Source organism: Massilia sp. LC238 (genome assembly GCF_000735635.1).
In the GTDB taxonomy this organism is placed as follows: domain Bacteria; phylum Pseudomonadota; class Gammaproteobacteria; order Burkholderiales; family Burkholderiaceae_D; genus Telluria; species Telluria varians.
Map to the genome: position 1 here is coordinate 1 of NZ_JNNN01000039.1, position 11,202 is coordinate 11,202.

13 protein-coding genes are annotated in these 11,202 nt (G+C 67.6%); 7 read left to right on the top strand and 6 right to left on the bottom strand.

The annotated features are described in order from the left end of the window. Positions 1 to 214 precede the first annotated feature (214 nt). The 3 genes from FG94_RS10930 to FG94_RS10940 all read left to right on the top strand — a co-directional run bounded on the left by FG94_RS10930 (position 215) and on the right by FG94_RS10940 (position 4,295). Positions 215 to 907 carry a transferase spermidine synthase gene (locus FG94_RS10930; protein WP_229445915.1) on the top strand — a complete coding sequence of 231 codons (693 nt, stop codon included), beginning with the start codon at positions 215 to 217 and terminating at the stop codon, positions 905 to 907. Between the two features lie 148 nt (positions 908 to 1,055). Further along, positions 1,056 to 3,932 (top strand): EAL domain-containing protein, encoded by a 2,877-nt coding sequence (locus FG94_RS10935; RefSeq protein ID WP_036211128.1) that lies wholly within the window; start codon positions 1,056 to 1,058, stop codon positions 3,930 to 3,932. A 132-nt stretch (positions 3,933 to 4,064) separates the two neighbouring features. After that, positions 4,065 to 4,295 carry a hypothetical protein gene (locus tag FG94_RS10940; RefSeq protein WP_229445916.1) on the top strand — a complete coding sequence of 77 codons (231 nt, stop codon included), beginning with the start codon at positions 4,065 to 4,067 and terminating at the stop codon, positions 4,293 to 4,295. An 18-nt stretch (positions 4,296 to 4,313) separates the two neighbouring features. Here the strand turns inward: FG94_RS10940 and FG94_RS10945 are convergent, their stop codons facing one another. Continuing rightward, on the bottom strand, positions 4,314 to 4,691 hold the full coding sequence (locus FG94_RS10945) for a hypothetical protein (RefSeq protein ID WP_036211134.1): 378 nt from the start codon (positions 4,689 to 4,691) through the stop codon (positions 4,314 to 4,316). A gap of 60 nt (positions 4,692 to 4,751) precedes the next feature. Next, entirely contained in the window at positions 4,752 to 4,889 is a 138-nt protein-coding gene (locus FG94_RS27885; protein ID WP_169728098.1) for a hypothetical protein, read from the bottom strand. A gap of 211 nt (positions 4,890 to 5,100) precedes the next feature. Here FG94_RS27885 and FG94_RS10950 point away from each other — a divergent pair, with 211 nt between their 5' ends. Continuing rightward, on the top strand, positions 5,101 to 5,289 hold the full coding sequence (locus FG94_RS10950) for a hypothetical protein (protein WP_036211137.1): 189 nt from the start codon (positions 5,101 to 5,103) through the stop codon (positions 5,287 to 5,289). A gap of 227 nt (positions 5,290 to 5,516) precedes the next feature. On the opposite strand, the gene FG94_RS10955 is transcribed toward FG94_RS10950, so the two are convergent. Next, on the bottom strand, positions 5,517 to 5,711 hold the full coding sequence (locus FG94_RS10955; protein ID WP_036211139.1) for a hypothetical protein: 195 nt from the start codon (positions 5,709 to 5,711) through the stop codon (positions 5,517 to 5,519). 92 nt (positions 5,712 to 5,803) lie between these two features. Next, positions 5,804 to 5,989 (bottom strand): hypothetical protein, encoded by a 186-nt coding sequence (locus FG94_RS10960; protein WP_036211142.1) that lies wholly within the window; start codon positions 5,987 to 5,989, stop codon positions 5,804 to 5,806. 148 nt (positions 5,990 to 6,137) lie between these two features. On the opposite strand from FG94_RS10960, the gene FG94_RS10965 reads away from it, so the two are divergent. Beyond that, entirely contained in the window at positions 6,138 to 7,040 is a 903-nt protein-coding gene (locus tag FG94_RS10965) for an alpha/beta hydrolase (protein WP_036211144.1), read from the top strand. Between the two features lie 32 nt (positions 7,041 to 7,072). On the opposite strand, the gene FG94_RS10970 is transcribed toward FG94_RS10965, so the two are convergent. Next, on the bottom strand, positions 7,073 to 7,372 hold the full coding sequence (locus FG94_RS10970) for a 2Fe-2S iron-sulfur cluster-binding protein (RefSeq protein ID WP_036211147.1): 300 nt from the start codon (positions 7,370 to 7,372) through the stop codon (positions 7,073 to 7,075). A 125-nt stretch (positions 7,373 to 7,497) separates the two neighbouring features. On the opposite strand from FG94_RS10970, the gene FG94_RS10975 reads away from it, so the two are divergent. Beyond that, a complete protein-coding gene (locus FG94_RS10975) occupies positions 7,498 to 8,544 on the top strand; it encodes a L,D-transpeptidase (RefSeq protein ID WP_036211150.1) in 1,047 nt (348 codons plus the stop codon). Positions 8,545 to 8,571: 27 nt separating this feature from the next. Continuing rightward, positions 8,572 to 9,294, top strand: coding sequence for a M23 family metallopeptidase (locus tag FG94_RS10980; protein WP_036211153.1), 723 nt, complete (start codon positions 8,572 to 8,574; stop codon positions 9,292 to 9,294). Here the strand turns inward: FG94_RS10980 and FG94_RS10985 are convergent. Next, on the bottom strand, positions 9,288 to 11,087 hold the full coding sequence (locus FG94_RS10985; protein ID WP_036211156.1) for a M4 family metallopeptidase: 1,800 nt from the start codon (positions 11,085 to 11,087) through the stop codon (positions 9,288 to 9,290). The two genes, FG94_RS10980 and FG94_RS10985, sit on opposite strands and share 7 nt — an antisense overlap. Positions 11,088 to 11,202 lie beyond the last annotated feature (115 nt).

Here is an 11,202-nt window from a genome sequence, read left to right on the forward strand (position 1 = left end):
GCGCGCGGGAAGTGGGGGAGTGTCTTGTTCTCGGGATGGCCATGTCACAAAAAGCTGAGCCACACCACCACCTCCCCCTGGGGGGACCCCCCCGTCCTCTCCCGCCGTCTTCCCCCCCCCCCCCGCCCGCCCCCCCCCCCTCCCCCCGCCGATCGTCACCACCCGGGGCGACCGCCGCACGCTGGAATTCACCCCGGGCGAGATCCAGAGCGAGATGCGGCTGTCGCGCCCCGACGCCCTGGTGCTGCCCTATGCGCGCGCGATGATTTGCTTTGCCCTGCTGGCGCCGCGCCCGCGCCATATCCTCATGGTGGGGCTGGGAGGCGGCTCGCTGGTCAAGTTCTGCCGCCGCCGGTTTCCCCAGGCCCGCATCACGGTGCTCGAAGTGCGTGCCGACGTGATCGCGCTGCGCGCGCAGTTCCAGGTCCCGCCCGACGATGCGCGGCTGCGCGTGCTGCATTGCGACGCGGCCGACTGGCTGGCCCGGGCCGGCGCCGGCGAGCCTGACGCGCCTGGCGACGTCGACGTGCTGCTGGTGGACGGCTTCGACGCGGCCGGATTGCCGCCGGCACTCGCCAGCGCCAGTTTCTATGCGCATTGCCGGCGCGCCCTGCGTCGCGGCGGCGTGCTGGTGGCGAACATCTTCACCTACGATCCCGCTTATGTGACCGCGGTGCAACGCCTGCAGGCGGCCTTCGATGGCCAGGTCTGCTGGCTGTCCGGCATCGCCGGCAACAACCAGATCCTGCTCGCCCAGCGCCCCTCCCTCCCCGGCGCCGCGCCAGGGCGGGCCCTGCGCTTCCTGCGAGACACACTGGGGAATCGTGGACTCGGGAGTGCGCCGGCCAACCGCCTGCTGGCACGCCTGGTCCTTGCCTGGCTGGCATGGCGACCGCAGCGCCGTTGAAGCGCGCGGGTCAAACGCCTGGCGCGCGCTTGCGACATTTCGTTTGCCGAAAACTGTCCGGATGTGACACACTCCACGTATTGATGCCTACTGGCAAGCCTCTAGGCATCTTGCGCACGTCGTTATCACGGACCTTCTGGACACATCCATGGCGCCTCGCCTGCCCCTGTCGCTGACGCTCGCGGCAGCCCTCACGCTCGGGGGCGGCCTGGCCGCATCCGGCGCCCTGTTCCTGGGAGTGAGCCACCTCGAGTACGACAACATGGCGCTCGGCTTCGCCCAGCGCGCCGACGAGCGCGTGGCCGCGGTGCGCCAGGGCATCGACCAGGCCGTCGAAGTGCTGACCGTGACCAACCAGCTGTTCGCGCGCGGCGAGCCGGTCAGCCGCGAGCATTTCCGCGATTTCACCGCCGCCCTGCTTCAGCGCCACCGCTACATCCAGGCCTTCAACGTCCACCGCACGGTGCCGGGCGACCAACGCGCGGCCGTGGAACGCGAGCTGCAGCGGATCCGCCCGGGCACCGTGTTCACCGAGCTGCAGGCCCAGGGCCTGGTGGCGGCGCCGCCGCGTGCGCGCTACCACATCGTCGATTTCATCGAACCGATGGCCGGCAACGAACGTGCCTTCGGGCTGAATGCCGGCGAGAACGTGCAGGTGATGAGCGCGCTGGCGATCGCGCGCGGCGAGGGCCGCGCCGCCGCCACCGACCTGTTCCAGCTGGCCCAGGACGAGCGCAAGCAGCCGGCCTTCAGCCTGGTCATGCCGGTGCTCGACCGCGACGGCACGCTGGCCGGCGACACCGCGATCGTCATCCGCGGCCCGGAACTGGTGCGCGCTTCGCTGGCCGCCACCGGACTGCTCGATCCGCGCGAGGGTTCCAGCGAAATCTTCGTGTCGGTCTATGCCGGCGACGGGATCAGCCCGGCGAACCTGCTGTTTTCCACCGGCGACACCAGCAAGCCCGAACAGGGCTGGCTGGCCGGCTTCCTCGCACCGGGCCAGCCCGGCCATGCCAGCAAGCTGCTGCGCATCGCCGGCAAGCCCTGGCGCATCGAAGTGGCCAGCGCGCCGCGCCCCTTCCTGCACGACCACATGGCCTCGACCGCCCTGCTGGTGGGCGGCATCCTGATGACCCTGCTCGGCACCGCCTTCGTGCAGGCCTCGGGCCAGCGCGCGCGCAAGGTCCAGCAGCTGGTGCGCCAGCGCACCGCCGACCTGCGCCGCACCAACCGCCGCCTGGTCGAGGACATGGCCGCGCGCGAGCGCGCCGAGCGCGCCCTGCAGCAGAGCGAACAGCGCTTCCGCCAGCTGGTGTCGATGTCCTCGGACTGGTACTGGGAACAGGACCGCGACCTGCGCTTCACCATGGTCACCGGCGGCTTCACCGAAAAGGCCGGCGTCGCCGTCGAGGCGGTGCTCGGCAAGACGCGCTGGGAACACGCCCCCGCCCTGCTCGAGACCGAGGCCGGGCGCGCCCATATCGCCCAGGTCAAGGCGCACGAACCCTTCGCCAACCTCGAATACAAGGTGGTCGACGCGCAGGGCGACACCCGCTGGTTCTGCGTCAACGGCCAGCCGGTGTTCGACGAACACGGCGAGCTGCTGGGCTACCGCGGCACCGGCAGCGACATCACCGAACGCAAGCTCACCGAACAGCGCGTGCACCACGTGGCCCAGCACGACGTGCTGACCGGCCTGCCCAACCGCTCGCTGCTGCAGGACCGCCTCGGCCAGGCGATCGCCTATGCCAACCGCAGCGGCCGCCCGATGTGGGTGATGCTGATCGACCTCGACCGCTTCAAGTTCGTCAACGACTCGATGGGCCACAAGGCCGGCGACGTGCTCCTGATGACGGTGGCGGCGCGCCTGACCGGCTCGCTGCGCGACACCGACACCGTGGCGCGCCTGTCGGGCGACGAATTCGTGGTGATCCTGTCCGAGCACCACGACGAGCCGCTCTCGCCCGAGATCGTGCAGCGCGTGATGGATTCGGTGGCCCAGCCGGTCATGCTGGGCACCAAGGAATTCTTCGTCACCTGCTCGATCGGGGTGGCGGTCTACCCGAGCGAGGGCACGCCGGCCGACAGCCTGATCGAACACGCCGACATCGCGATGTACAGCGCCAAGAAGATGGGACGCAACAACTTCCAGTTCTATACGCCGGCCATGAACGAGGAGTCGCTGGAGCGGGTGCGCATCGAAAGTGCGCTGCGCAACGCCCTCGAGCGTAACGAATTCGTGCTGCACTACCAGCCGCAGGTCGACCTCAAGACCGGCCAGATCGTCGGCATGGAAGCCTTGCTCCGCTGGAAGCATCCGGAGCTGGGCATGGTGCCGCCCGGCCGCTTCATCGGCATCGCCGAGGAGACCGGCCTGATCGTCCAGATCGGCGCCTGGGTGATGCGCACCGCCTGCGCCCAGAACAAGGCCTGGCAGGATGCGGGACTGGGACGCCTGCGCGTGGCGGTCAACCTGTCGGCGCGCCAATTCGGCGCCGCCGACCTGGTCGCCAGCCTGGAGTCGGTGCTGCTTGATACCATGCTGGACCCGGACTGCCTCGAGATCGAGCTGACCGAAAGTCTGTTCATGAGCGACGTGACGCCGGCGGTGGACCTGCTGCACCGCATGAAGTCGCTGGGCGTGAACCTGTCGATCGACGACTTCGGCACCGGCTATTCGAGCCTGTCTTACCTGTCGCGCTTCCCGATCGACGTGCTGAAGATCGACCGCTCCTTCGTTGCCGACATCACCGTTGACGCCAACGACGCCGCGATCGTCACCTCGATCATCGCGCTGGCGCATAACCTGAAGCTGGCCGTGATCGCCGAAGGCGTCGAGACGCTCGAGCAGCTCGACTACCTGCGCAGCCATGGCTGCGACGAAATGCAGGGCTATTTCTTCAGCAAGCCGCTGGCGGCCGACGAGTTCGAACAGCTGCTGGTCCAGCGCAAGGCGCTGCCGCCGCCGCGCCAAACCGAGCCCGAACCGGCGCCGGAAATCGCGCCGGAAATCGCCGAGGCTTGATCCGGCTCAAGTTTCCCATCGTCATTTATCCGCTAAGCTGCTTATAGGCTATTTATTTGTAGCCTAAACAACATTGTTAGCCTTAGAATAGCCGTGTCTCTTTAGCAACCTCAGACATAACGGATATCCATCATGATGAATGACACCCGCGAGCTGACTCCGGTCGCCGCCGCAGCGGGCACTGTCAGTGGCGTACGCCGCCAGCGCACCGACATCCGCACCCGCGACCTGATCAACCAGGCCGTGGCATCGATCCCCACGCTCGGACTGCAGCGCGCCGCCGAGTTCCTGGCGACCATGAACGTGCCGGCCGAGGTGGCCGTGCGGGTACTGGTCTATCCGAACCGCCGCCGGATCAATTAAGAGGCGCTTTAAAGGCGCCTAGCGGCGCTGCTGCTGTTGCTGGCGCGTGATGTCGTCCAGCGTCTCGCGGCCTTTGTCGGTCAGGGCGTAGCCCCCGCCTTCGAGCGGGGCGATGTGCGACTTGATGCTCAAGAAGCGGACCACGTCGCCGTCGAGCGCGGCCTGCGGGTCATCCGCCAGGGCAGTCAGCGATTTGATGCAGCGGCGCAGGAACAGCACCTGCTGCCCCTTTTCCGTGAGCACGATACGCCCGTCGCGGGTGTATTCGAGCATCTTCAATCCCGACAGGCGCTTGGCATTGCGCCCCACGCAGGCACCCGCCGTGTCGCGCTTCACGCCGCGGCGTACCAGTTCCAGGGCGTCGTATTCGTCCGTCGTCAGTTGTTCGTTCTTCATGCTGTTTTCTATTCGGCCAGGGCGCGCCATGGTAACCGGCGCGCCGGCCGAGGGCAAGCATCAACGCAGCGCCCGGAAGGCCAGCCAGCCCAGGCCGGCACTTGCCGCGACGCCGAGCGCCAGCGCCAGTTGCGCCCGGCGCGAGTAGTAGAGCGGGCCGCGGCCCAGGTAGATGGTGTTGTGCAGGGTACGGCCCATGGTCTCCTCCGGCATCTGGCAGTGCTTGTTGTGGGGTCCTTCTGTGCTCCATATCTCCGATCCATTATAGGCAGGCCTAGATGTCGGCAACATGACATGGATCGGCACGCCGCTGCGGGCCGGACCGAATGTTGCAGTGCGGCGTCCCGCGCGCCGATGACCGTCCGGCCCTGTTAGGATCATCCTGTCGAACAACCACCTGGAGCGCACCATGAGCAACGCAACCCGCCAAGTCGACCCCGCGGCAAAAGGCCCCAACGTGCTGCACGAATCCGATATCGGCAGCGGTGAGAAATCCCCTGGAGAACTGGAAACCGAAGAAATGATCCGTCAGATTCCGCCGCTGCCGCCATCGGGCAGCCAGGGCTCGTCCGGAAGCCAGGACAAGCCGCGCAACTGAGCTTCCATGCCGGCCTTCACGACCGGCGTCTTCCCCGCCCGGCCACCCCGCTTCTAGCTGTCCGTTTCCGTCCTGTCCGACGTGGCAGGTCGACGGACGGCCGAGTGGCAATCACGGTTCATCGCGTCATCCTCGGAACTACGAGGTTTTGAGACCCTGTCCGGCTGGCGGCACGGGTCTGGCCGGCCGGCCACGGGCTGCGCGCCCGGGCCGGCCTGGGCGACGGGTCAGGCGGCCCGGATCGGCGGCTCGGGGAAGCGCGGCTCCTCGACCGGGGCATTGACCGGGTCGGGGACATCGTCCGGCACGGGCGGCCGCGGGTCGGGCGTCGGCGTCGGGTCCGGGACGTCCGGCTCGGGGGTACTGTGGGCGTACACGGGGGTTGATCCGTGCAGCTTGTTTTCTTGAGCAAGCATGGTCATGGTCAGCCTCTCGGATGGTGCGGGCGCACCCGCGGGTGAAGCCCACCGCACGGCGCATGCTGGTCGCGCCGTGCGGCGAGCACAGGTGTCAATCAGCGTTGATGCTTCTGCTTGGCCCCGCCGCCGGCGCCCTCACCCTTGCCGGCCTTGACGTCCGACATGTGGTCGTAGCTGCTTTTCTGCGTGTTCTGGCCCGCGCGCTGCTTCGCCATGTCTTCCTCGGACATGTTGTCCGACTGCTTGTTGGTCTGGCTTCCGCCGGATTTCGATTGGCTCATCGCACTCCTCCTGTTGACGTGGTTGGCTTTGGATGCAGCCTAGCATGGATGCCGAAGCCGGGTTTTTCAATCGTGCGGCGCTGAAGGCGACCCGCCGCGCCCTGGCATCCTCGGCTATAGTGCTTGCTCGACTATTTCCTCACCGACCATGAATCTTCGCCCCATCCTGTTCGCAGCCCTGCTTGCAGCCGGCATCCACGGCGCATCCGCCGCCACCCCGATGAAGCTGGCCGATTACCTGGCCCTGAACGGTCCCGCGCCGAGCGCCCGCATTCCCTACGGCGAAGCGCCCTCGCAGTACGCGGAACTGTTCCTGCCGCCGGGCAGCGGCCCCTTCCCGGTCGCGGTCCTGGTGCACGGCGGCTGTTGGACCAGCAAGTTCGGCGGCATCACCCAGCTGCGCAACATGGCCGGGGCGCTGGCGGCGCGCGGGATCGCGGTCTGGAACGTCGAATACCGGCGCACCGACGAAGCGGGCGGCGGCTATCCGGGCACCTACCTGGACATGCATGCGGCGCTCGAGACCCTGGAAAAGCAGGCCGGGCGCTATCCTCTCGACCTGCAGCGCCTGGTCGCGGTCGGCCACTCGGCCGGCGGCCAGCTGGTGCAGTGGATGGCGGGACGCTCCCGGATTCCGGCCGGTAGCCCGCTGCATCGTGCGCCGATCCTGAAGGTGCCGGCGGTCGTCAGCCTGGGCGGCCTGGCCGACCTGCGCAGTGAAGCTGCCTTGATCAAGTCCAGCTGCGGGCGCGATACCGTGGAACTGGCAGGCAGTCCCGGTCCCGGGCGGCCGGACGTCTTCGTGGACACCAATGCGGCGGAACTCATGCCGAACGGCAGCCGTACCTGGCTGGTCACGGGCGAACTCGACACGATCTCGCCGCCGCGCGTCGCGCACGACTATGCGGCGCGGGCGCGCAAGGCGGGTGATGCTGCCGAGGTGGTGATCCTGCCGGGCGCCAGCCACTACGACGAGGTGGCGGCGAGTTCGCATGCCTGGCCGCAGGTGCTGGGTGTAATCGAGCAGGCGTTGGGCCGGCCGCAACCTTAAGCTGTTCAGGACTGACAGGCCGGTCAAGCCCCTCAATCGCCCCAATCGATGCGGTGCGCCACCGGCGCCTCGATCACCAGCTCGCTGCGCGCCACCGCCACGCAGGCCAGGATGTAGCCCTCGCGTTTCTCGTCGAAGGAGAGCCCCGGCCACTCGATCCGGTGCGTGGCCTCGCCGCTGCGCACCCGGCAGATGCAGGTGCGGCAGGTGCCGTTGCGGCAGGAATTGGGCAGCTCGATGCCGGCCGCTTCGAAAGCGTGGAGGATACTGGTGTCTTCGCCCGCCTCGCAGGCGAAACCGCTGGGCTGCAGCACGATGGTGTGGGTGCTCATGGCGCGATTGTAGCTTGCCTCGGGCAACAAGCGGCCCCGACTGCTTGAGTTCGTTCTCGCACAGACCCGGTACGGCCGCAGGCCTAACCTGACGTTTCCAAAAGCAAGCATTGCAGGAAACCAAAATGAGCAAATCGCACGCCCTCCCCCTCCTCGTGGCTGCCCTGCTGGGCACCCTTCCCCTGGCCCATGCACAGCAGGCGGTGCCCGCTCCCGCCCCTGCGCAACAGCAGCCCGCGCCGGCGCCACAGCAACAGACGCCGGCAGTGGCCGGACAGGCGCCTGCCCAGGCTGGCGCACCGGTGGATCCGGCCGCCGCGAAAAAGGCCGAATTCGAACGCAACCTGCGCGCCCAGGTCCTGCTGGACCGCGCCAACCTGTCGCCCGGCGAGATCGACGGCGCCTACGGCTCCAACATGCGCCAGGCCCTGAACACCTTCCAGTCCCTGCGCAAGCTGCCCGTGACCGGCAAGCTCGATGCCGCCACCTGGGAGGCGCTGAATGCCGACAACAGCCCGCACCTGGTCACCTATACCCTGGTCGAGGCCGACGTGGCCGGTCCGTTCCGCCCGGTGCCGAGCGACATGATGGAAAAGGCCAAGCTGCCCGAGCTGGGCTATGCCAACGTGCTCGAAGGCCTGGGCGAGAAATTCCACGCCAAGCCGGCCATGCTGGAACGCCTGAATCCGGGCAAGGATTTCGGCCGCGCCGGCGAGCAGATCGTCGTCCCCAACGTCCACGGCAAGCAGCCGCTGCCGAAGGCCGCGAAAGTGGTGGTCAAGGAAGGGCCGAAGGTGCTGCAGCTGTACGACGCGGCGGGCGGCCTGATTGCGCAATACCCGGTCTCGACCGGCAGCGCCAACGATCCGCTGCCGATCGGCACCTGGAAGATCAATGGCGTGCACGCCAACCCGACCTACCATTACAACCCGAAGCTGTTCTGGGACGCCGAGCCGGGCGACAAGAAGGCCAAGATCGCACCGGGGCCGAACAACCCGGTCGGCGTGGTCTGGATCGACCTGTCGAAGGAACACTATGGCATCCACGGTACGCCGGTGCCGGGCCACGTCGGCAAGACCGAGTCGCACGGCTGCATCCGCCTGACCAACTGGAGCGCCGCCGAAGTGGCGGGCGCGGTCGGCGCGGGCCTGGAGGTGGTGCTGGAGAGTTAACTGGATTGACACCCAACGGAGGATGACATGAGATGGTTGATGACCTTCCTGCTCGGCGTGCTGGTCGGCGCCGGCGGCCTGTTCGTGATGTTGCGCGCCGTGCCCGATGAGCCGGCGCCAAGCGTGGCCACCGCGCCGCCGGCTGCCGGCGTGCCGGCGGCGCAGATCGATCCGCAACTGCCGGGTCCGCCGAGCATCCAGGCCGACCTGAGCGAATTCGACCTGCCGCTGCGTCCTCCCTCCCCTGCAGTGGGTGCTTCCGGCCCGCAGTCGCCGGCCGATGCGGTGGCGACTGCAGTCCATGGCAAGCTCCTGGTGCCGGTGCAGGGCATCAAGCTCGCCAACCTCAGCGACACCTATGACCAGCCGCGCGGCACCCAGCGCCACCATGAAGCCCTCGACATCATGGCGCCGAAGGGCACGCCGGTGCTGGCGGCCGCCGACGGCAAGGTGGCCAAGCTGTTCACGAGTAAGCCGGGCGGCACCACGCTGTACCAGTTCGACCCGAGCGAGAAGTACGCCTATTACTACGCGCACCTGGACCGCTACGCCGACGGCATCAAGGAAGGCATGGACATCAAGCGCGGCGACGTGATCGGCTATGTCGGCGTGACAGGCAATTCCGATCCGAACGCGCCGCACCTGCATTTCGCGGTGTTCGAGCTGACGCCCGAGAAGCAGTGGTGGAAAGGGACTCCCCTGAATCCCTTCCCCCTGATGTCGGACGCACAGACCGTCGCCGCTCAATAAGGCGTGGCGACGGCGCCCGGCTCGTCGACGTCGGCGCCGACATTGATGGCGGCATAGGCGCGCTGCACCGCCACCGACTCGACGCTGGCCTTGCCGTACAGCTCCTCGGCCGCCTCGATCATCTTCGCGCGCGCATCGGCGTAGTTGGTCGAGGAGGTGAACTTGGTGGTATTTGCATGGAACCAGATGCGGAAGGCCTTGTCCATGCCGATGCCGGTCATCGCGCTCGGCTGCTTCACCAGGTATTTGCTGTAGTAGTCACCCGCACTGTCGGCCTTCGAGCCGCGTGACAGGAAGTAGAACATGCGGTTGTTCGGTCCGCTGCTGTAGTGCACGTCGAGGCGGCGCAGCGAGGTGCTCCAGGCATCCGGGCTGCTGCCGTCCTTGCTCGGACGGTACATCCAGCGCAGCGGCGTGGCGTTGCGGCTGATCTCGGTGCCCAGCTGCCAGTCGTTGCCCTCTTCCGGGAATTTATCGCCCTTGCTGCCGGCGCGCGCATAGGCTTCTACCACTTCGCCCGAGATGTCCGAGCTCGATTCGTTCAGGCCGCCCGATTCGCCGCTGTAGATCAGGTCCGAGGTCGAGGCGGTGATGCCGTGTCCCATCTCGTGGCCGACCACGTCGATCGCCCCCAGGCTGGTGAAGTAAGTGCCGTCGCCGATGAACATGCACTTGCAGGTGTCGCTGTAGTAGGCGTTGTCGTAGCCCCGATTCACGTGCACGGCGATGGTGGTGGCGGTGTTCTTGCCGTCGAGCGAGAGCCAGCCCAGCACGTTCTTGTGGGCGTCGTAGGTGTTCATCAGGCCCCACAGCGCATTCACGGCCGCGGTCTGGCCGTTCGGCCCGACCGTGCTGCCGCCCTCGAACTGCTTGCCGTCGCCCCAGACATTGGTGGCATTGGTATAGACCTTGCCAGCGCTGCTGCCGTTGTTGGCATTGGTGATCGCCATCGCGCCGAAGGTGCCGCCCTTGCCGCGCTCGGGATCGAGCATCTGGTAGACGCCGTTCGCCAGCGTGGTGCTGATCGGGACCTCGCCGTTGTACTGGCTTTTCCCCACGCCGATCACGGTCTGCACCATGCTCCACTGGTCGAGGATGGCGCCGTCCCTGGCGCTGACGATGCTGTCGTGGTAGACCGGCTGGTCGCCCACGCGCAGGCGGGTGCGCACCAGGTAGGCCAGCTCGTAGCGCTCGACCACGTCCTGCACGTCGAGGGCGTTCAGCTCCGCTTCTTCCTTGGCGCCGGCGCCGACCACGCGCTGCATGCGCATCACCGGGTAGATCAGCAGTTCGGCGGTCGGCTTGGCCACGGTCACCGGATTCTGGCTGAAGGCGGGCGCCAGCGAGGCCAGCGCCGCCGCGATCGCCGCACGGCTGTTGATCTGCGGCTGGACGCTGAAGCTCGCGGTGAGCGCGCCGAGCCGGTTGGCGCTGCCGGTGCCGAGGTGCTGGCGGCGCTCCGAGGCCGACTCGGACAGGATCTTCAGGGATTTGTCGATCACCACCACGGATTCGGAACCGAACACGCGCAGGCCCTTCCAGGTGTGGGCCGCGCGCACGATCTGGGTCCCGTTTGCGCCCGGATGCTGGGCCGTGATGCGGTAGTGGTGGTCGGCGTCCAGGCCCTTGGCCTGGCGCTGCGCCGCCAGCTGGGCCAGCAGCGCGGATTTGACGGATGCGCTCAGCGTCGTGGGCGGGCTCATCATCGGAGCCGCATGGAGGGACTGCGCCGGCGGCAGGAACAGCAGGGCGGCGCCGAGTAGCGCTGCCGGGAAGGTGGTGTGCGTTCTCATCTCGTCCCCTATCGTGGAAACGCGGTCCTGGGATGGACCGCCCACCGGACAGTTTGGACGAGCTCAGCAGAAAGTATTTGCTTGAGCGCAACGCTCATGCAGGCAGGCTGGCGGC